Source organism: Streptomyces sp. NPDC007875 (assembly GCF_042868035.1).
Taxonomy (GTDB): domain Bacteria; phylum Actinomycetota; class Actinomycetes; order Streptomycetales; family Streptomycetaceae; genus Streptomyces; species Streptomyces antimycoticus.
Map to the genome: position 1 here is coordinate 84,875 of NZ_JBIADZ010000014.1, position 20,545 is coordinate 105,419.

Genomic DNA, 20,545 nt, shown 5'->3' on the forward strand with positions numbered 1-20,545 from the left:
GTCACGGTACCTGGCAAATGAGCTTACTGGTCAGGCCAGTCACAACGAAAGGTGGCGTCCATGACGCGGGACCCCGAGGTCGTGCGGCTCGCCGTCATACCGGGCGACGGAATCGGCCCTGAGGTCGTCGCGGCGACCGTGCCCACGCTCCGGACCGCGCTGGAGGCCGAAGGCCGCCGGCTCGACGTGACCTCGTACGACTGGGGAGGCGAGCGGTACCTCCGGCAGGGCGCGGCGATGCCGGCCGATGCGGCCGACCTCGTCAAGAAGGCGGACGCCGTGCTGTTTGGCGCCGTCGGACGTCCCGATGTGCCGGAGCACGAACTGGTCTGGGGCCTGATCATCGGCCTGCGGCAGCAGCTCGACCTCGCCGTGAACCTCCGCCCGGTGCGCGCGTTCCCCGGCGTTCCCACCAAGGTGCGCGACACCGATGGCGTGGACCTGGTGATCGTGCGCGAGAACACCGAGGGCGAGTACGTCGGCGCCGGCGGGGTGGCGCACGCCGGCAGCGGACACGATCTCGGCATCGAGGTCGCCGTGCACTCCCGTCGCGTCATCGAGCGGGCGGCGCACCAGGCGTTCGCCCTGGCCGGCCGGCGGACGGGACGTCTGTGTCTGGTGACCAAGTCCAACGCGATGCGATACGGCTATCCGCTGTGGGACCGGGTGGTACGCGAGGTCGGCGAGCACTACCCGGCCGTGCGACTGGAAACCGTACTGGTCGACGCCATGGCCGCCCGCATGATCCAGGCTCCGCGCTCCCTTGACGTGCTGCTCGCGAGCAACCTGTTCGGCGACATCCTGTCCGATCTCGCCGCGGTGCTCGCCGGCGGTATGGGCATGGCGCCCAGCGCCAACGTCCTTCCGGGCGCGGATGTGCCGGGTATCTACGAACCCGTGCACGGCTCCGCACCCGACATCGCCGGGAAGGGTGTGGCGAATCCGGTGGCGTGCATGCTCTCCGGCGCGATGCTGCTCGACGACCTCGGACACGCCGGCGCGGCTCGCCGCATCCACGACGCGGTGGCGGCCACCTTGCGCGACGCCCGGCACCACACGGCCGACCTCGGCGGCAACGCCACCACGGCGGAGGTGGCATCCGCCGTCCTGCACACGATGGAAAGCCAGGGGTAGTACATATGAGACATACCAGGCGGCTGGCGCGGGGGACCGGGACCCTCGCGGCCACGCTCGCATGCCTGTTGCTGGCAGCCTGCTCGGCCGGGTCCACGGCAGCCGGCGGTACCGGGAAGAACGCCCTGAACATCGGGCTCACCGCCGAGCCGGCCAACTTCGACTTCACCAAGACCGAAGGTGCCGCCATTTCGCAGGCACTGCTCTACAACGTCTACGAGAACCTGGTGAAGCTGGACCAGTCCGGGAAGATACGGCCGCAATTGGCCACGTCGTGGAGCCTGTCCAAGGACCGCAAGACATACACGTTCCACCTGGTGAAGAAGGCCAGGTTCAGCAATGGCGCACCGTTCACGGCCAAGGACGCCGCATTTTCCATCGGACGTGTCAGCTCCGACTGGACGATTGCGCAGAAGGCCCAGATGGACGTCGTGGACACGGCGCGGGCGGTGTCGCCCACCGAACTGAAGGTCACCCTGAAACGGCCGAGCAACGACTGGCTGTACCGGATGACCACCCGCGTCGGCGCGATGTTCAGCCGGACCGGCGTGGGCAAGCTGGCCACCGAGCCGGTGGGCACCGGCCCGTACGCGGTGAAGAAGTGGAACCGCGGCGACTCGATCACGCTGGCCCGTCGTCCTGACTACTGGGGGCGCAAGCCGCACTTCGCGTCGGTCACCCTCAAGTACTTCAAGGACCCGACGGCCATGAACAACGCGCTGCTCACGGGCACCATCAACGTGATCGGCACGATGCAGTCCCCGGATGCCCTCTACCGGTTCGCGAACAACCCGAAGTACAAGGTCATCGAGGGCACGACCAACGGCGAGGTGGTCCTCTCCCTCAACAATGGCTCGGGCCCGCTGAAGAATCCGAAGGTCCGCCAGGCAGTGCGGTACGCCATCGACCACAAAGCCCTGATGGACACCTGCTGGGCGGGCCGCGGCAAGCTCATCGGCAGCATGGTCCCTCCGACCGACCCGTGGTACCAGAACCTCACGAACGAGTATCCGTACAACCGCGGCAGGGCCAAGAAGCTCCTCGAGGAGTCCGGCCAGGCCGGCCGTACGCTGCGGCTGCGGCTTCCGACGCTGCCCTATGCCACCGCGTGCGGCACCGTGGTCAAGAGCCAGCTCGAACAGGCCGGGTTCAAGGTCAAGCTCGACCAACTGGAGTTCCCCGCCGCCTGGCTGACCACCGTGTTCAAGAACGCCGACTACGACATGTCCATCATCGGCCATGTGGAACCCCGCGACATGCAGGCGGTGTTCGGGAGCAAGACCTCCTACACCCGCTACGACAACCCTGAGTTCCGCGCTCTGCTGAAGAAGGCGGACCAGGGCACCCAGAAGGAGCAGATCACCTCCATGCGGGCGGCTGCCCGGCTGCTGTCCAAGGACGCCGCGGCCGACTGGCTGTTCCTGCTGCCGAACCTGATGGTGGCGAACAAGGACATCACCGGTCTGCCGGTGAACACCGTCTCCGAGTCACTGGATCTCACCGGCCTGGGCCGGTCATGAAAGGCGGCCTCAACCCATGATCGTCCGTCTGGCGCAGCGGATCGCGATCCTCCTGGCCAGCCTTGTCGTGAGCTCCGTGCTGGTGTTCGCGTTCATGGCGGTCCTGCCGGGGGATCCGGCGCGCGTCGCACTCGGCACCAGCGCATCGGATACCGCGGTGGCGCAACTGCGCGAGCAGTTCGGGCTCGACCGGCCGCTCGTGGACCAGTACCTGAGCTGGATACACGGACTGGTGACCTTCGACCCGGGTAACTCCTACATCTCACACGCCCCGATCGGCCCGCAGATCTCCGACCGCCTCCAGGTCACCCTGTGGCTCGTCGGCACCGGGATGGTGATCGCCTGCATCCTGGCGATCCCCATGGGCATGGTCATGGCCGTGCGGCACCGCAGGCCGTCCGGGCTCATCCTCTCGGCCCTGTCCCAGATCGGCGTGGCCGTCCCGGCGTTCCTCGCGGGCATCCTCCTGATCACCGTGTTCGCGGTGGGGCTCGGGTGGCTGCCGGCGAACGGCTGGACACCCCCGGTGCAGGATCCGGTCCTGTTCCTCAAGCAGCTGGTGCTGCCCGCGCTCTCCCTCGGAGTGGTGCAGGGGGCAGTGCTCACCCGCTATGTCCGCAGCGCCGTGCTCGAGGTCCTCAGGGAGGACTATCTGCGCACCGCTCGTGCCAAAGGACTCCGTCCGACGCAGGCGCTGCTGCGGCACGGCCTGCGGAACGCGGCGGTGCCCGTGGTCACCGTCCTGGCGCTGCAACTCGCCACGCTGCTGGTGGGTGCCGTCGTCATCGAACGGGTCTTCGTCATCCCCGGGCTCGGGAGCCTGCTGCTGGACAGCGTCTCCAACCGCGACCTCATCCTGGTGCAGGACGTGGTCATGATCATCGCAACGGCGGTGCTGCTCGTGAACTTCCTGGTGGACATCATCTATCTGATGATCGACCCGCGGCTGAGGGTGGGTGCGTCATGAGTGCTCTGAACACGGAAGCCGCTGTCGCGTCCGCGGCGCCCGAGGGCCGTCGGCGGCGCCGCCCGGTGACGGGCAGCCTCCTGGTGGGCGGTCTCATCGTCCTGGTCGTACTCGGCATGGCGCTGCTGTCCTTCGTGTGGACCCCGCACGACCCGACCCTGGTGAACCCCGCGGCGCGGCTGGAGAAGCCGTCGGCGGAGTACTGGTTCGGCACGGACAAATTCGGCCGCGACGTGTTCAGCCAGATCATGATGGGCTCGCGCACCACGCTCTTCGTCGGCTTCGTTGCGGTGGGGGTCGCCGCCCTGGTCGGAGTGCCCCTCGGCATCGTCGCCGGAATGGCGCCCCGCTGGTTCGGCGAGCTGCTCATGCGCGGCAACGATCTGATTCTCGCCTTCCCGGCGCTCCTGCTGACCATCATGTTCTCCGCCGTGTACGGCGCCGGCACGCTGGTCGCGATGGTCGCCATCGGCATCGCGTCCATCCCCCATTTCGCCCGGCTGATCCGCGGCGGCACGCTGCAAGTCATGCGGACCGAATATGTCGTCGCCGCGCGCGCGGCGGGCCGCGGGCCGTTCGCGGTCGCCCTGCGGCATGTCCTGCCCAACGTCAGCAGTCTCGTCATCGTGCAGGCGTCGGTCGGATTCGCCATCGCCGTACTCGCCGAAGCCGCGCTGTCGTTCCTGGGCTTCGGAACCCCGCCCCCCACACCATCCTGGGGCCGGATGCTGCAGGAGAGCCAGGAGATGCTGTCGATCGCCCCCCGGCTCGCCGTGTTTCCGGGTATCGCGATCGCGGTGGCGGTGCTCGGATTCAACCTGCTCGGTGACGGCCTGCGCGACCGCTTCGACCCCAAGATGGAGGACCGCCGATGACCCCGGCACCTGACACGGCACCGGCCTCCGCAGCGGGCTCGCCCGACTCGCCCGATGACGTGTTGACCGTTCGGAAACTCGACGTCGCGGTGGGCGGCCGCAAGCTCGTCGAAGACGTCGACTTCACCATCCGGGCAGGCGAACGGGTCGGCCTGATCGGCGAGTCGGGGTCGGGCAAGTCGCTGACCGCACTGAGCGTCATGGGCCTGCTTCCCGAGGAGCTCCGGGCCACGGGTTCGGTGCGGCTCGCCGGAGTCGGCCACGACCTGGTGGGAGCCGACGAGGCCCGGATGTCCCGGGTGCGGGGCAAGGAGATCGCCATGGTCTTCCAGGAGCCCATGACCGCTCTGAACCCCACGATGAAGATCGGTCGGCAGATCGCCGAGGTGCTGCTGATCCACCGGACCAGGCCCGACCGTGCGTCCGCTCGCGCCGCCGCCGTGGAACTCCTCGCCCAGGTGGGACTGCCCGATCCCGCGGTCGCCGCCGACGCCTACCCGCACCAGTTCTCCGGAGGCCAGCGGCAACGGGTGGTGCTGGCCATCGCCCTCGCGAACGACCCCGCGCTGCTGGTCTGCGACGAACCCACCACCGCACTCGATGTCACGGTGCAGGCGCGGGTGCTCGACCTGATCGTGCGGGGCGTCCAGGACCGCAGGTCGGCCATGCTCTTCATCACCCACGACCTGGCCGTGGTGGCCACCGCCTGCGAGCGGGTCATGGTCATGTACGGCGGGCGGGTGGTCGAGTCCGGCCCGGTCCGGGAGGTGTTCACGCGCCCCCGGCACCGCTACACGCAGGGCCTGATCGGCGCCTCCGACCTGACCGTGGTCGACGACCGCGGCCGGCTGGTCACCATCGGCGGGTCGGTTCCGCCCGCGGGACAGTTCCCCGCCGGATGCGTCTTCAGAAACAGATGCGCCCAGGCGACCGAGGTGTGCGCCACCCGGCCGGAATGGGTCGCGACCGGGCCGGACTCCGGCTACGCCTGCTTCCACCCGGTGCCCGAGAGCGGCGCACCCGGGACCGGCACCCCCACGAACCAGGAGGCCGGCCGTGGCTGAGCAGACGACCAGCGCCCCCCTCGCCCCCGGCCCGGGGACCGGCCCGGCGGACGCCATCAGCGTCCGCGACGTCACCCGCGACTACCGACGGCCCCGTACCTCGCTACGCCACCCCAGCCCGCCGGTGCACGCGCTGCGCGGTGTCAGCTTCGCCGTCCCTGCGGGGCAGCGGTTCGGCATCGTAGGCGAGTCGGGATGCGGCAAGTCGACCCTGCTGCGGATCCTGGCCGGGCTCGACCGCCCCACCAGCGGCAGCGTCGCGATCGACGGCCGGGACATCACCGGGCTACGGGAGAGACAGCTCCGGTTCGTCCGCGAGCGGCTCCAGCTCGTGTTCCAGGACCCGATGAGTTCACTGGACCCGCGCATGCGGGTCGGCGACATCGTGGCCGAGCCGCTCGTCGCGCAGGGCCACGGGAACCGCCGGGAGCGGGTGGCCGAGTTGCTCGAGGCCGTCGGTCTGCGAGCCGACGCGGCGGACCGGTATCCGCACCAGTTCTCCGGCGGCCAGCGGCAGCGCATCTCGATCGCGCGCGCTCTGGCCCCCCGCCCGAAGGTCATCGTGGCCGATGAGCCGGTGAGCGCCCTGGACGTGTCCGTACGAGCCCAGGTGCTCAACCTCATCGCCGACCTCGTCGACGAGTTGTCCCTCACGCTGGTCTTCGTCTCCCACGACCTGTCCGTGGTCCGCCATGTGTGCGACCGGGTCGCCGTCATGCACAACGGGCAGATCGTGGAGACCGGGGCCACCGAGCAGGTGTACGAGGACCCGCAGCATTCCTACACACGCAGGCTGATCTCCGCCGTTCCCACTCTGGGCAAGGCACTGTCCGGAGTGTCGGCGGCCGACCTCAACCGGGAGTACCAACCGTGACGACCCATGCCGAACCCGCCGGCGAAAGCCCCGTGGCGAGGGAGTTTCCCGAGGGTCTTCCCATCGGCGATTCCTGGGTGGAGGCACCCGCCACCGAGGACGTCCGTTTCCCCTACGACGGGACGCTCGTCGCACGGGCGCCGATCGGGGACACCGCCCTCGCCCGCCACGCGGTCGACGCGGCCCTCGCGATCCGCGAGCGCGTCGGCCGGCTCCCCTCGCACGTACGCAGGGCGGCGCTGCTCGCGACGCACGAGGCGGTCGCCTCCCGGCGCTCGGACTTCGAGCGGCTCCTCGTCCTGGAGACCGGCAAGCCGCTGGTCGACTGCCGTGTCGAGGTGGACCGCACCCTGCTGACCCTGCTGACGGCGGCCGAGGAAGTGGCCCGGCTGCACGGGGAGACGGTGCCGCTGGACCTGCTGCCGTCGGGGGAGGGGCTGCTCGGTTTCTGGACCCGCAAGCCCATCGGTGTGGTGGTGGGCATCGCCGGCTTCAACTATCCGCTGCTGCTCGCCGCGCACAAGATCGCCCCATCCCTGGCCGCCGGCTGCCCGGTCATCGCCAAGCCCGCCCCGCAGACCCCGCTGGCCACCCTGTGGCTGGTGCACCTCCTCCGTGAGGCCCTGCGCGCCGGCGGGGCGCCACAGGCCGCGGTGCAGCTGGTGACCGGGGGCCCCGAGGTGGGCGTCGCGCTGACCACCGACCGCCGGATCGGAGCGGTGTCCTTCACCGGTTCCGCCGCCGTCGGCCACCAGATCGCCCGGGACGCGGCACCCACCAAGGTGCTGCTCGAACTCGGCTCCAACGCCGCCCTGGTGGTGGCCGCCGACGCCGACCTCGACGCCGCCGCCGACGCGGTGGTACGCGGCGGGTACTACGCGTCGGGCCAGGCGTGCATCAGCGTGCAGCGGGTCATCGTGGTGGACTCCGTGCGGAAGGAGTTCGTGGCCCGCTTGACGGAGCGAGTGGCCCAGGTGACCGTGGGCGACCCCCGCGATCCGCAGACGCGTGTCTCGGCACTCATCGACCAGCGGTCGACCGAGCGGGTGCGCGGGTGGCTGGCCGAGGCGGTGGAGGCGGGGGCGTCGCTGGTGGCCGGAGGCTCGGTCACCGATGGTGTGATCGAGCCCGCCGTGCTGCTCGATGTGGACCGCGCCCTCGCCGTCTGGGACGAGGAAGTGTTCGGCCCCGTGGTCGCCGTACGGTCCGTCCCCGATCTGGAGGCCGCCTTCGACCTGGTCAACGACTCGCGCTACGGACTGCACGCGAGTGTCTACACCAGCGCCCTGGACACCGCGTTCGCCGCTCTCGACCGCCTGGAGGTGGGCGGAGTGGTCGTCAATGAGGTCCCCGGTTTCCGTTCCGACGTCATGCCGTACGGCGGTGTGAAGGACTCCGGGGCCGGACGGGAGGGCCCGAGGTTCGCCATCGAAGAGCTCACCGTGACCCGTATGGCAGTGATCCGTCCGACGACAACGAAGCCGTGAGGACCACCATGCAAGCAAAGGACCGCACCGATGCGGTGGACGCGTACTCCCGCCTGTTCCGGCTCGACGGCCGGAAGGCCGTCGTGGTGGGCGCGGGCAGTGGAATCGGCCGGGAGAGCGCCTTGGCCCTCGCCGCGCACGGCGCCTCGGTGGTGTGCGCCGACCGTGATCTGACGGCGGCCACGGAGTCGGCGTCGATGGGGGCGGGCCTCGTGCCGTACGCCCTCGACGTGCTCGACGGCGAGGCGGTCGCGCGTGCCGCCGAGGAGCTCGGACCCGTCGACGTGCTCGTCTTCACCGCCGCGACGAACGTGCGCAAGCACCTGCTCGACTACACGGCGGAGGAGTTCGAGCGGGTCGTGGCGCTCAATCTGCGCGCATCCTTCGACCTGGTGCGGGCGTTCGGCCGGGGCATGGCCGAACGCGGCAGGGGAAGCATCATCGGCTTCAGCTCGATTCGCGCGGTGGCCGTCGAACCGGGGCAGGGGGTGTACGCGGCCACGAAGGCCGGCCTCGTCCAGATGCTGCGGACCGCGGCGGCCGAGCTGGGACCGTCGGGCGTGCGGGTGAACACCGTCGCCCCGGGCATCGTGGACACACCGCTGACCGCGCAGATCAGGGCCGTACCGGAATGGTCCGAGGCCTATGCGACCAAGAGCGCCCTGGGCCGCTGGTCCCGGCCCGAGGAGCTGGCCGGCGCCGTCGTGTACCTCGCGTCGGACGCGTCATCCTTCGTCACCGGGAGCCAGCTCTTCGTGGACGGAGGCTGGACGGCGATCGACGGACGCTACACGCCGCCCAACTGACGGGCGTCGAAAACCCCCAGGCCCCCTCTTCCGGGGTGAACCCGGAAGAGGGGGCCTGGGGGTCGTATCAGTCGATGCGCTCGAAGGGCACCGTGCCCTCTTCGTCCGGCGCGACCGTGAAGACGACCTTCTCGAACCCTCCGGTGAACGCGAATTCGCCGTCATAGCTGGGTGAGGAGGGCGACAGGGTGTCCCGGCCGATGTCGAGGCCTTGCCATCCCAGGAAATGGGGGAGGACCCGCGGAATGTCCGCGGTGCCCACCGGCCTGCCTGACACGTACAGGTGTCCGACGCCCCGCATGTCACCGGTCTTGTCGAAGGAGAAGGTCAGCTCCGCCGGGCCGATCGGGAGTTCCTCCGCCGAGGTCACCGTGTACCGGGTGCCGAGGAAGTTGTACTCGTAGACCAGCCGGTTGTCCTTGACGTACAGGACATATCCGCTGCTGATGTTGCCCAGGGACACCAGGACACCCTCGTCCGACGTGGCGGCCCGGTCGACGTACGCGGTGATGCGGTGCGCGCGGTTCATCACCGGTGGCACCGCGGCGCCGGGCAGATGGGCCATGCCGGGGTAGTAGGTGAAGGTGGTGCGCTTGCGCGGCGAGCCGGGACGCGGAATCTTCGCCCGGAGGGCGAATCCGTTGTCATCCAGCGGCAGCACATCGTACTTTCCGGCTTCCACCCAGAAGCGGGAGATCATCTTCTGCAGTTGCTCGGGCCGCTCCTCCGCCAGGTCGTTGCATTCCGAGAAGTCGGTGTCGTGGTGGTAGAGCTCCCACTTGTCGTCGTCGAAGGAGGTTCCGCGCTGGTGGAAGGAGACGGCCTTCCAGCCGTCGTGCCAGATCGCGCGGTGCCCGAACATCTCGAAGTACTGGGCCTCCTTGCGCGTCGGCGCGGTCGGCGCATCGAAGGTGTAGGCCATGCTGGTGCCGTGGATCGGCATTTGCGGGATGCCGTTGTAGACCTCGGGCGCCCGCAGACCGAGCAGTTCGAAGAGGGTCGGCACGATGTCGCTGACGTGGTGGAACTGCTGCCGGCTCTCGTCGGTGCGCGGCAGTCCCCGGGGCCACTGCACGATGAGCGGGCAGCGGACGCCACCCTCGTGGGTGTTCTGCTTGTAGCGCTTGAACGGTGTGTTGCCCGCCTGTGCCCATCCCCACGGGTAGTTGGCGTGCGCGCGCGTGGTGCCGATCTCGTCGATCCGCGCGAGCATCTCGTCGAAGTCCTCGGATTGGCCGTTCTGGAACGCGGTGGGGTTGAGTGACCCCTTCTGGCCGCCTTCCTGGCTGGCCCCGTTGTCCGAGAGCAGGATGGTGATGGTGTTCTCCATCTGCCCTATCCGCTCCAGGAATTCCATGAACCGGCCGATGTGGTGGTCGGTGTGGTCGAGCATCGCCGCGTAGGCCTCCTGGAGGCGCACGGACAGCTTCTTCTCGTCGTCCGACAGCTCGTCGAAGGGCTCGACTCCGGGGTTGCGCGGGGCCAGTTCGGTGCCGGGCGGCAGGATGCCCCGTTCGATCTGGCGGGCGTGCCGGGTCGCGCGCTCGACGTCCCAGCCGTGGTCGAACCGGCCCCGGTACTTCTCCAGGTACTCCTGCGGAGCCTGGTGCGGGGCGTGCGCCGCACCGAAGGCCATGTACATGAAGAAGGGCTTCTCAGGAGTGACCGACGTCTGGTCCGTGACGAATTCGATCGCCCGGTCCACCAGGTCCTCACTGAGGTGATAGCCCTCTTCCGGGGTCTTCGGCGGATCCACGGCGTGGTTGTCGTAGAACAGTTCCGGATAGAAGCTGTCCGTCTCGGCTTCCAGGAATCCGTAGTAGCGCTCGAAGCCACGGGAGAGCGGCCACTGGGTGTACGGCCCGGACGCGGTGGTCTGCTCCATGGGCGCCAGGTGCCACTTGCCCACGGCCATGGTGTTGAAGCCGTTGTCTCGCAGCACCTCGGGCAGCATCGCGGCGGCCTTGGTGACGCGTCCGCGGCCGCTGGGGAAGCCGGTGTCGAAGTTGGACAGCATCCGCATGCCGACCGAGTGGTGGTTCCGGCCGGTCAGCAGGGAGGCTCGGGTCGGCGAACACAGCGTGGTGGTGTGGAAGTTGGTGTAGCGCAGGCCGCCGGTGGCCAGGGCGTCCATGGCCGGGGTCTCGATGTCCGAGCCGAAACAGCCGAGGTCGGAGAAGCCGACGTCGTCGAGCACGATGACCACGACATTGGGCGTGTCCTCGGGCGGCGCCGGCTGCTCGGGCCACCACGGAGTGGACTCCTCGTAGGTCGTGCCGATCTTGCCTTGGAAAGTGCCGCTCGCGGACGGCGGATGCGGAAAGGGGTTGGTCATCCAGGACGCTCCTTCGCATGGACATTGGTGCGCTGTGCCGGCGGTCCGTCAGCACGACGGGGGCAGGTCCGCCGCGCAGCGGAACCCCATGTGCCCGGTGCTGCTGTCAGGTGTGTTGGAGGTGCGCGCGGCGACGCGGTAGCGGTTGCAGTACGACGCGTGGCACAGGTAGGAGCCGCCGCGGATCACCTTCGCCTCCCCGGCGGGGGGTCCGGCCGGGTCCTGGCGGGTCTCCGGGCGGTCGGCCGCGTGCCATGTGGTGCTCCACCAGTCGGAGCACCATTCCCACACATTGCCCGAGGTGTTGTACACGCCGAAGTTGTTGGCCCGGTAGGTCTTGACCGGCGCGGTGCCCAGATACCCGTCCTCGCCCGTGTTGACCTGCGGGAACCGCCCCTGCCAGATATTGCAGCGGTGCTGCCCCCGGGGCCGGAGCTCATCCCCCCAGGGGAAGCGGGCGCGTTCCAGACCGCCACGCGCCGCCATCTCCCACTCCGCCTCCGTGGGCAGGCGCTTGCCCGCCCACGTCGCGTAGGCGGACGCGTCACGCCAGGAGACATGGACGACAGGGTGGTTCGACAGATCGGTCCAGGACGACCCCGGCCCGTAGGGGGCCCGCCAGCACGCCCCGTCGACCGCGAGCCACCAGGGTGCCTCCGCCACCGTGCCGTCGCGCACCAGGTGCCGGGCGTCGGGGTGGACGAGTGCGTAGAACACGAAGGACCAGCCGTAGCGCTCGGCATCGGTCCGGTAGCCGCTGCTGCGCACGAAGGTCGCGAACTGCCTGTTGGTGACAGCGGTCGCGTCGATGAGGAACGGCGACAGCTTCACCGCCCGGACCGGGCCCTCACCGTCCCCGGGAAACGCGTCGGCGTCATCGCCTCCCATCAGATACGTCCCCCCGGGGATGCGCAGCATGGCGCGCAGTCGCTGTGCCCGGTCCCGGTCCGAGGCCTGGAGCCGCACGGTGGACGGCTCGGGGATCTCCCGGTCGCCCCCTGAGGTGGGGGCGCAACATGCTCCTGCCATCGCTCCTCCAACCGCGGCCGCTGTTCCTCGCCCGGCTCAAGACCTCCCGAGGTGACTGGTCTGGCCAGCATCATATTCCGACTAGTTGAAAGAGTGTGTTTCGGTCCGAATACTGTTGTCAAGGGATTCATCGAGCCGCGGGGACGGCACGTAGAGCGGTACGTTCGGCTACCCGTAGCGGAACGAACCGGCCAGAAAGGTGGATCGTGTCAGAAGAGCAGTACTTCCAACCGGTGCGTCCGACTCGTGCTTATGAGGCGATCGTCGAGCAAGTAGAAGAGACGCTCGCTCGCGGCGCCCTGCGCCCCGGCGACCGGCTGCCGAGCGAACGGGACCTGATGAGCCAGTTCTCGGTGAGCCGTTCCACTGTGCGCGAGGCGCTGCGGGTGCTGGAGAGCGCGGGCCTGATCCGCTCACGACCGGGCGATCCGCGCGGTGCCGAGGTGCTGTCCTACTCCACGAAGAACCTGCGCAAGCCCCTTGAACGGCTCGCCAGAAGGGACGGTATTTCGCTCAGCGAACTGATCCAGTTCCGCATGATCCTGGAGGGCTCGGCCAACCGGCTTGCGGCCCGGCTGCGCACCGACGAGCAGGTGGAGGCCATCGAGGCCGCGCTGGAGCGGATGCGGGAGGCGATCGACGAAGGATATGCGGCCTTCAGCGCCGCGGATGTCACCTTCCACGACGTGGTGGCGCAGGCCAGCGGGAACAATCTGATCCAGGTCTGCAGTGAGGTGGTGCGCGGCGCGGTCCTCGCGCTCATCGAAGACAAGCTGCAGCGGGCACCCGACAGCGTCGCGCTGATGCGCAAGTCTGTGGCCCACCACGCCGAGGTTTTCGAGGCGGTGCGCCAGGCGGACCTCGTCCAGGCCGACCGGCTCGCCCGCTGCAACCTTTATGAGTACTACGCCTCGTATGTGGCCGAGGAGAGCAAACCCATGCTTCAGGCACTCATCGAGGAGTAGCCGCACCGCCTGTTCGCGGCCTGCTCCGCGCTCATCCAAGGGCTGTTGTCCGGGGGATGTGGTCGGTTTCGCGTTGGGCGGCGTACCAGCCCAGCGCGCGCACCATGGCCTTGTGCGGAGTCGGCGGGAGCAGGGGGGCGAGGGCTTCCCAGGTCGTGTCGACGAGTTCGCGGGCCTCGGCCATGCACGCGTCCAGGGCTCCGCTGCGCATCAGCAGGTCGGACGCCTGGAGCGCACCGGTGTCGGAGCGCTGCCGGACGGCGTCGCGCAGGCGTTGGCGGTCGGTGGTGCCGAGGAGGCCGGTGGCGTGGGCCACGGGATAGGTGACCTCGCCGTTGCGGAGGTCTTCGGCGGGGGAGCGGGTGGTGATGCCCTGCTGGTGTTCGTCGGGGGTGCACTGCCCGTACAGGTCGAAGACGTCGTCGGTGATCTGGTAGGCGATTCCGACGGCTTCGAAGTACTCGCAGATCGCGTCGAGTTGTGTCTCGTCGGCGCCGCCGAGGATCGCGGAGACCTCGGCGGTGCTGCGGACGAGCATGCCCGTCTTGAGCCGGTGGGCGGTGCGGATCTGGTCGAGGAGGGGGCGGGCGTCACCGGTGGCCACGGCTTGGTCGAACGCGGTGTGGTGCCCGGCGAGGTCGAGGGCCTGGCCGGCGTGGGCGGCGCGCAGGTCCCGCAGATAGAGCCGGTAGATGCGCAGCATGGTGGCGGCATCGGCCTGCGGGACGCGCTGGATGAGGGCGTCGAAGGTGTAGTAGCCGAGAGTGCCGGCGGTGATCGCGGGAGCGGTGCCGAAGATCTCGTGGACGCTCGGACGGCCGCGCCGGGTGGGCGAGTTGTCCTGGATGTCATCGATGACCAGCGCTGAGACATGGAGCAGCTCGGTGACCGCGGTCAGCGGCCGGTAGCGCTCGGGGTCGGCGCCGAGAAGGCAGAGGACGGCCGCGGCCACGTAGGGGCGCCAGGAGCGTCCGGGGTTGTCCAGCAGGTGCAGAACGGGAGCGGCGACCGCCTGGTGGAGGCGGATCCGGGCGGCGGTGTCCAGGTCCGCTCCGCCGCTGGTGCCGGTGAGCAGACCCAGCGCGGTCTCGTCGGTGGCATCGGTGGAATAGAGCGCGGCGGCTTCCGCACGGGCGATGTCGTGGGTGCGGCGCATGTAGTGCTCGATATCGCCGATGGTGTTGGTCGGCAGGGTCTGCAGGAATGCCGTGCCGACCACGGGCGTGGTTCCCATGACACCGCGCACGGTGGCGGGGCTCTCCCAGAAGGCGCGTCCGACGATCAGAGTGCGGACCTCGCCCTCCGCCGCCGGAGCGATCACCTCGACATCCAGCCCGAGGCCGGGGACGCGCACGCGCACCGCGGTGGGGTAGGTGTTGAGGGTGGCCAGTGAGGTCCAGTGGCGCACGGGCTGCCAGTCCACGTCGTGGTAGCTGACGCCGCCGTCCGGGGCGACCACCGTGGCGCGGGTGAATTCCAGCGTGGTGGCACCTGTGGCGGGATCGGTGTTGCGCGCGTGAATGCAGCCGACCTCCCAGCCGTTGCCGAGCTGGATACCGGCCCACTCCCAGGTGTGGTCCGGCGTTCCCGGGGTCCGCTCGACGTCGTAGTAGGTGCTGCCCCAATCCTGCTCGAACCAGGCGTGCCCCTCCACCCGCCTCTCGGTGCCGTCCGCACGACGCAGGGCCCCCTGAGCGTGCAACCGGGGCACGAAGTACGACGTCATCGCGTCCGCGTCGGTCGGAAGCCGCCCCGGATAGCGCCCCTGGGCGTCGAACTGCGGGACCGCCGCCTTGACGGGGGTGAGGAGAAGCTCGAAGCGTTCCTTGTCCTGGAAGGCCAGGCGGAATCCGCCGTCCTCCTCACGGCGCAGCGCGGCCACGTCCCCGAAGGACATGTCCAGCGTGTCGGCCGACTCCGCCACCGGCCCGGCCAGCAGCCGGTCGGGCAGCAGCGGGCCCTCGGCGAGGGCCTGCGCCAGCGCCTCGCGGACCCGGTGATCCTGCGCGGTGTCGCCGCGGACCGCCTCGCGGACCGCGCGATGCATGGTGGGCGTGAGCCAGGCACCGTGGGAGACCCCTGCCGGGCCCGAGCACGTGGACACCACGCCGTACCCGGGACCGGCCGCGCGGTCCCGCACATCGTGGTGTTTCAGGACACTGATCATCCACGTGTACTCGTCGCCGCTCTCATCCCGCAGATGCCCGTTGAGATACCACCCTTCGGCACCGGCCGAAGGGTGCGGCAGGCCGAAGGGCGCTGAACCGGCGGTGTGCTGCGGTGCGGCCTGCGAAGGGCCCTGCGCCGGGGGACGGGACGCGGAGATGGTCATGCCGGAAACCTAGATGTCAGCACCCCGCTCACCGGGTGCTGTCGTACCGCCCCCACCTCATCGGATGACAGCGCAGCCCGGATTTCGGGTCGTCACCGTGCCCTCGACGCCGCCCGCTCGTTATAGCGGAACGCCAAGGGGAGGAGGCCCTCGATGGAGGTGACCGGCGTGTACCACGCCTACGGCCGGCGTGCGGTGCTGGGCGGTGTCGACCTGCGACTGCGCCCCGGTGTACTGGCCGGAATCGTCGGGGAGAACGGCGCGGGCAAGACGACCCTGCTGAGGATTCTGTCAGGCGAACTGGCCCCCGATCGCGGCACGGTCCGCCACTACGGCGGTTTCGGGTACTGCCCGCAGGCCGCCGTCCTCAACGACGCGCTCACCGTCCGCCAGCACCTGAAGTACTTCAAGGTCGCCTACGGCCTGAGTGACCTGGTGCGAGCCGAAGAAGTCATGGAGGCACTCCGGTTCAGCGAGTACGCCGACGAACGGGCCGGAGTCCTCAGCGGCGGAACCCGGCAGAAACTGAACCTCACCCTGGCCCTCATGCACAATCCGCGGACCCTGCTGCTGGACGAGCCCTACCAGGGCTTCGACTGGGAGACCTACCAGCGGTTCTGGGACCTGGCCACCCGGCTGCGCGAGGACGGCCGATCGGTCCTGGTGGTCTCCCACCTGGCCTACGACGCCGAACGCCTCGACACCTTGTGGCGCCTGGACGGGGGCCGTCTGCACGGGCGGACCGCGGAGCCCACCGCATGACCCCTTCCCGAGCCGTACGCCGCAACCGCACCCTTTTCATGACGGCGGCCCGCTACGCGCTGATCGAGCACCTGCGCAACCGCTTCGCCATGGTCCTCATCGCCCTGTTCATCCCCGTGTGGACCGCGCTGGCGTTCTGGTCCGTGCCCAGCACCTCCACCCGCTTCCGGCTGCGTGCGACCGGCCGGCTGCTCACTCCGCACGGCAACCAGCTCACCGAGATCACCGGCGCCCTCAACGCCGTCACCCTGATCGTCGGCTTCATGATGTTCGCGGCCTCTTTCGCGGGCGGCCACTTCGACCGCCGACTGGCCCTGGCCGGCTACCCCCGCACCCATCTCGTCCTCGCCAAACTCACCTCCCTGACGCTGGCCTCCGCCGCCGTAGCCGCCTACGCGACCATCCTCACCCGCACCTTCTGGGCACCCGAGCAGCCCACCCTGCTCGCCGCCGCTCTCTTTTGCGCCGGCATCACCTATGGCGCCCTGGGTGTCGCCTTCGGCTCACTGCTGCGCCGTGAAGTGGAGGGCATGTTCGCCATCGTGATGACCAGCGTGATCGACCTCGCCCTGCAAAATCCCCTCTACAGCTCCAGCTCCGACGGCAGCGTGGTGCGCTACCTGCCCTCCTACGGTGCGATGCAGGCGGCCACCGGCGCCGGGTTCTCCACCACTCCGCTTCCGAAGTACCTCGCCATCCAGGCCGGATGGTTCACCGCCGCGGCACTCGTCGCCCTCCTTGCCTTCCACTGCCGCACCCGCAACACCCTCGGCAAGAGGGGGCGGCCGCGTGTCGTCCCGCCCCGCCACCCCGAAGCCGCACCGCTGACGGATGACGTCCCGGTCAGCGAGCCTTCCTCCCAGCGCACCGGGCGGTCACCGTCACACGGATCGGAACCATCCACGGCAGGGGAGCAGGTACCGCCTCCATAGCGGCGGGCTCGCGGAGTGACGGAGGCCTGAGGGGATGGGCTCAGGCCGTGGAGATGGCGGCGTTCATCTCCCACATGAGCACCTCGGCGCCGTCGGGGCCGCCGGTGACCCGCTGGCCCTCCGCGCCGGTGACACGGACCGCGTCGCCGGTGGCCAGTGTTCCCGCGCCCTCCAGCTCGGCGCTGCCGCGCGCGACGAAGAGGTGGACGAAGGGAGCGGTGACGATCTCCAGGGTCTCGGCGGGGCGGATGCGCGCGACGTGCAGGGCGGCGTGCTTCTGCCGGATGCCGATCGCGCGCTGGTTGCTGTGCCCGGGCATGCCGGAGGCGAGAGTGGCCCAGCCGCCGAGAGCGAGCTCGTCATTGATGTCGAGCTGCTCGTAGCCGGGCCGGATACCGGACTCGTCGGGGATGGTCCACATCTGGATGAAGTGGACGGGGTCGTCGTGCTCGGGCTGACCGGTAAGGGTCCAGGAGTCGTTCTTCTCACTGTGAAGGATGCCGGTGCCGGCGCTCATCCGCTGGGCGAGGCCGGGGTAGATCACCCCGTTGTGACCCTCGGAGTCCTGGTGGACGAGGCCGCCGTCGAGCACCCAGGTGATGATCTCCATGTCCCGGTGGGGGTGGGTCTCGAAGCCGGTGCCGGGGGCGACGACGTCGTCGTTGGAGACCAGCAGAAGTCCGAAATGGGTGTTTTTGGGGTCCCAGTGGCGCGAGAAGGAGAACGAGTGGTGGGAGTCGAGCCAGCCGGCGCGGGTGTGGAAACGCTCGTTGGCGCGCCGGATGTCGAGCAGGGAGGCCATGGTGGTGTCCTTTCTGTCCGTGCGGTCGGGGGGGCGACCCGGTGATGTAGTTGAACGTTATACAACATCGTGGGCCGAATCATTCCCGTTGCCACCGGGGTGCTGGTTGTCCTCCATATGGTTTACGGTTCAACTAGTGCCCCGGTCGGCGGGCACGGACCGACGAGGATGAAATCCGCCATGGGCATTTTCAGCCGCAATCGCACGAACGACTCCAACGGAACGGAGACCACAACCGTGAGCGCCCCGATCAAGGTAGCCGTCGTCTACTACTCCTCCACTGGCACGATCGCCGAGATCAGCAAGCAGATAGCCCAGCAAGCGGAGAAGGCCGGTGCCCAGGTCCGCCTGCTCAAGGCGGCCGAACTGGCCCCGCAGGCCGCGATCGATTCCAACCCCGCCTGGGCCGCCAACGCCGCCGCCACCGCCGACATCCCCGATGCCACCCCGGACGACATCGAATGGGCCGACGCCGTGATCTTCGGTTCCCCCACCCGCTTCGGCAACGTCGCCTCGCAGCTGAAGCAGTTCATCGACACGCTCGGCGGCCTGTGGGGCGAGGGCAAGCTCGCTGACAAGGTCTACAGCGGCTTCACCTCCTCCGCCACCACCCATGGCGGCCAGGAGTCCACCCTGCTCGCCCTGTACAACTCCTTCCATCACTTCGGCGGGATCATCGTCGCCCCCGGCTACACCGACCCCGCCAAGTTCGCCGACGGCAACCCGTACGGCACCTCCCACGTCGACGGCCAGGGCAGCAACCCCGTCGGCCAGACCACCCGTGAGGCCGCCCGCGTCCAGGCCGAGCGCATCGTGCGCCTCACCACCGCCCTCAAGGCCGGCCTCGCCACCGCCTGAGCCCGCCACCCGGCGAACGCCACCCCGGGCCGGGGGGGGGGGGGGGGGGGGGGGGGGCGGCCCCCCCCCCCCCCCCCCCCCCCCCCCCCCCCCCCCCCCCCCCCCCCCCCCCCGCCCGCCCCCGCCCCCCCCCCCCCCCCCCCCCCCCCCCCCCCCCGCTGCGGGAAGACCGCCGCAGGAACGATCAATAGGGCAGCTGCATACCGAGCGCCGGCCGCCGACAGGGTGTAGTCGGTCTGCGCGGCCTTCGCCGCACCGTAGGACACCTCTCCGGGGAAGCCGAGGTCCCCTCCCGACGTCAGGCCCACGATCCGCCCCCAGTCGGCACCGCGTGCCCGGTGGCGGCGGGCCAGCTCACCGATCAGCAGCGCCGGCGCCATCGCGTCCACCGCGAACTGCCGGGACCAGGTCTGCGCGGTGACGGGGCGCAGCGGCCGGTCGAACCGGTCGGCCGGATCGGGGGTGAAGGTGTCCTGGATCCATCCCGAGGCGTTGTTGACCAGGATGTCGACCGGGCCCAGGCGGTCCTCGGCGACGTCGAAGAGCCGCCCCGCAACAGCGGGGTCGCTGAGGTTCGCCTCGAACGCTTCGGCCCGCCCTCCGGCCCGGCGGATCTCCGCCGCGACCTCTTCGCCGTCGATGGACCGCGCGGCGTGGTACGGATCCGCGGCGTCCCCCTCGCCGGGGCCGTGCGGGCGCAGATAGGTGCAGAGCACCGCGACGCCCCGGGCCACCAGCGCTCGTGCCGTCGCGGCGCCGATTCCCTGGTTCGCCCCCGTCACCAGGGCGACATGGCTGGTTGACGATGTTTCCCGCACCCCCGCAAGTACAGCAAAGACCAGCGCCGCGCGGAAGATCGTGTCAGCCGCGGAGCCGGGGCCGTCGTCGTCCGGCTTCGGGCGGATCAGCGGATATGGCCTCCCGTCACCGGGCCGCCGCTGCCCGTTCAGCCTCAGGGGCGGCGAGCCGTCCGGCTCGGGGCGGGCCGGTGCGGTAATCATCCGGTGCGTGCGGTGTGGATCGGTGTCCGGCACATGGTGAGGAGTGTCCGCATGAGTGGTGAGCTGTCCGGAGCCACGGCCCTGGTCACGGGCGCCACGGCGGGGATCGGCCGCGCCGTGGCCCTGCGTCTGGCGGCACTGGGGGCCGAGGTCGTCGTCCATGGCCGGGACGCGCGACGGGGTGCGGAGGTGGTCGAGGAGGTGTCCGCGACAGGGGCCACGGCCAGGTTCGTCGCGGCGGATCTCGCCGAGGCCGACGATGTGCGGCGGCTGGCCGACGAGGCGGGGGAGGTGGACGTCCTGGTCAACAACGCCGGTGTCTACCGGTTCGCGGACACCGCCGGGACCTCGCCCGAGATGTTCGACGTCCATATGGCCATCAACGCCCGCGCACCGCTCCTGCTGGTCGGGCGGCTCGCACCGGGTATGGCCGCTCGGGGCCACGGGGTCATCGTCAACCTCAGCACCATCGCCGCCGGTGCCCCCGCCCGCAACGCCGGGGCGTACGGCGCCTCGAAGGCCGCGCTGGAGCTGCTGACCCGGGTGTGGGCCGATGAGTTCGGCGGCCGGGGAGTCCGGGTCAACGCCGTCCGTTCGGGCCCGGTTCGTACGCCGGGCACCTCCGAGATGGGCGAGGAGGCCCTCCGGACCGTGGCGCGGGCCACGGTCCTGGACCGACCCGCGGCGCCCGAGGAGATCGCCGAGGCCGTTCTGTTCCTCGTCTCCTCGCGGGCGAGCTACATCACCGGCGCCATCCTGGAGGCCCGGGGCGGCGAACTCGCCATCGGCTGACGCGGGCCGC

17 protein-coding genes and 1 pseudogene are annotated in these 20,545 nt (G+C 69.9%); 13 read left to right on the plus strand and 5 right to left on the minus strand.

All coding sequences use genetic code 11. The annotated features are described in order from the left end of the window. Positions 1 to 60 precede the first annotated feature (60 nt). From ACFYOY_RS27555 to ACFYOY_RS27590, 8 genes are read left to right on the plus strand one after another with little or no spacing between them, the layout of a single operon-like run. Positions 61 to 1,134: an isocitrate/isopropylmalate dehydrogenase family protein gene (locus ACFYOY_RS27555; protein WP_351901884.1), complete on the plus strand. Its 1,074-nt coding sequence runs from the start codon at positions 61 to 63 to the stop codon at positions 1,132 to 1,134. Between the two features lie 5 nt (positions 1,135 to 1,139). Beyond that, entirely contained in the window at positions 1,140 to 2,654 is a 1,515-nt protein-coding gene (locus ACFYOY_RS27560; protein ID WP_351901886.1) for an ABC transporter substrate-binding protein, read from the plus strand. Positions 2,655 to 2,670: 16 nt separating this feature from the next. Further along, positions 2,671 to 3,621, plus strand: a complete 951-nt coding sequence (locus ACFYOY_RS27565; RefSeq protein ID WP_351901888.1) for an ABC transporter permease — start codon at positions 2,671 to 2,673, stop codon at positions 3,619 to 3,621. Continuing rightward, positions 3,618 to 4,496: an ABC transporter permease gene (locus tag ACFYOY_RS27570; RefSeq protein WP_351901890.1), complete on the plus strand. Its 879-nt coding sequence runs from the start codon at positions 3,618 to 3,620 to the stop codon at positions 4,494 to 4,496. The genes ACFYOY_RS27565 and ACFYOY_RS27570 overlap by 4 nt, the downstream gene beginning before the upstream one ends. After that, positions 4,493 to 5,560: an ABC transporter ATP-binding protein gene (locus ACFYOY_RS27575; RefSeq protein WP_351901892.1), complete on the plus strand. Its 1,068-nt coding sequence runs from the start codon at positions 4,493 to 4,495 to the stop codon at positions 5,558 to 5,560. The genes ACFYOY_RS27570 and ACFYOY_RS27575 overlap by 4 nt, the downstream gene beginning before the upstream one ends. Beyond that, complete coding sequence (locus ACFYOY_RS27580) at positions 5,553 to 6,434, plus strand: ATP-binding cassette domain-containing protein (protein WP_388590253.1); 882 nt, start codon at positions 5,553 to 5,555, stop codon at positions 6,432 to 6,434. Before ACFYOY_RS27575 ends, ACFYOY_RS27580 begins: the two co-directional genes overlap by 8 nt. Then, positions 6,431 to 7,921: an aldehyde dehydrogenase family protein gene (locus ACFYOY_RS27585; RefSeq protein WP_351901896.1), complete on the plus strand. Its 1,491-nt coding sequence runs from the start codon at positions 6,431 to 6,433 to the stop codon at positions 7,919 to 7,921. Before ACFYOY_RS27580 ends, ACFYOY_RS27585 begins: the two co-directional genes overlap by 4 nt. A gap of 8 nt (positions 7,922 to 7,929) precedes the next feature. After that, positions 7,930 to 8,727: an SDR family oxidoreductase gene (locus tag ACFYOY_RS27590; protein WP_351901898.1), complete on the plus strand. Its 798-nt coding sequence runs from the start codon at positions 7,930 to 7,932 to the stop codon at positions 8,725 to 8,727. Between the two features lie 67 nt (positions 8,728 to 8,794). Here the strand turns inward: ACFYOY_RS27590 and ACFYOY_RS27595 are convergent, their stop codons facing one another. After that, positions 8,795 to 11,062, minus strand: a complete 2,268-nt coding sequence (locus ACFYOY_RS27595; RefSeq protein WP_351901900.1) for an arylsulfatase — start codon at positions 11,060 to 11,062, stop codon at positions 8,795 to 8,797. 48 nt (positions 11,063 to 11,110) lie between these two features. Continuing rightward, positions 11,111 to 12,091 carry a formylglycine-generating enzyme family protein gene (locus ACFYOY_RS27600; RefSeq protein ID WP_351901902.1) on the minus strand — a complete coding sequence of 327 codons (981 nt, stop codon included), beginning with the start codon at positions 12,089 to 12,091 and terminating at the stop codon, positions 11,111 to 11,113. Between the two features lie 206 nt (positions 12,092 to 12,297). Here ACFYOY_RS27600 and ACFYOY_RS27605 point away from each other — a divergent pair, with 206 nt between their 5' ends. Further along, on the plus strand, positions 12,298 to 13,056 hold the full coding sequence (locus ACFYOY_RS27605) for a FadR/GntR family transcriptional regulator (RefSeq protein WP_351901904.1): 759 nt from the start codon (positions 12,298 to 12,300) through the stop codon (positions 13,054 to 13,056). A 31-nt stretch (positions 13,057 to 13,087) separates the two neighbouring features. Here ACFYOY_RS27605 and ACFYOY_RS27610 read toward each other — a convergent pair whose 3' ends face one another. Continuing rightward, positions 13,088 to 15,388, minus strand: coding sequence for a polyprenyl synthetase family protein (locus ACFYOY_RS27610; protein ID WP_351901906.1), 2,301 nt, complete (start codon positions 15,386 to 15,388; stop codon positions 13,088 to 13,090). A 153-nt stretch (positions 15,389 to 15,541) separates the two neighbouring features. Here ACFYOY_RS27610 and ACFYOY_RS27615 point away from each other — a divergent pair, with 153 nt between their 5' ends. Then, a complete protein-coding gene (locus ACFYOY_RS27615) occupies positions 15,542 to 16,150 on the plus strand; it encodes an ABC transporter ATP-binding protein (protein WP_351901907.1) in 609 nt (202 codons plus the stop codon). Beyond that, on the plus strand, positions 16,147 to 17,082 hold the full coding sequence (locus ACFYOY_RS27620; RefSeq protein WP_388590257.1) for an ABC transporter permease: 936 nt from the start codon (positions 16,147 to 16,149) through the stop codon (positions 17,080 to 17,082). Before ACFYOY_RS27615 ends, ACFYOY_RS27620 begins: the two co-directional genes overlap by 4 nt. A gap of 40 nt (positions 17,083 to 17,122) precedes the next feature. On the opposite strand, the gene ACFYOY_RS27625 is transcribed toward ACFYOY_RS27620, so the two are convergent. Next, positions 17,123 to 17,884 (minus strand): pirin family protein, encoded by a 762-nt coding sequence (locus tag ACFYOY_RS27625; protein WP_351901911.1) that lies wholly within the window; start codon positions 17,882 to 17,884, stop codon positions 17,123 to 17,125. Between the two features lie 237 nt (positions 17,885 to 18,121). On the opposite strand from ACFYOY_RS27625, the gene wrbA reads away from it, so the two are divergent. After that, entirely contained in the window at positions 18,122 to 18,742 is a 621-nt protein-coding gene (wrbA, locus tag ACFYOY_RS27630; RefSeq protein ID WP_388590350.1) for an NAD(P)H:quinone oxidoreductase, read from the plus strand. 272 nt (positions 18,743 to 19,014) lie between these two features. On the opposite strand, the pseudogene ACFYOY_RS27635 reads toward wrbA, so the two are convergent. Then, a pseudogene (locus tag ACFYOY_RS27635) lies at positions 19,015 to 19,905 on the minus strand (SDR family NAD(P)-dependent oxidoreductase); the annotation flags it as partial. Here ACFYOY_RS27635 and ACFYOY_RS27640 point away from each other — a divergent pair. Further along, on the plus strand, positions 19,795 to 20,535 hold the full coding sequence (locus ACFYOY_RS27640; RefSeq protein WP_351884781.1) for an SDR family oxidoreductase: 741 nt from the start codon (positions 19,795 to 19,797) through the stop codon (positions 20,533 to 20,535). The pseudogene ACFYOY_RS27635 and the gene ACFYOY_RS27640 overlap by 111 nt on opposite strands. Positions 20,536 to 20,545 lie beyond the last annotated feature (10 nt).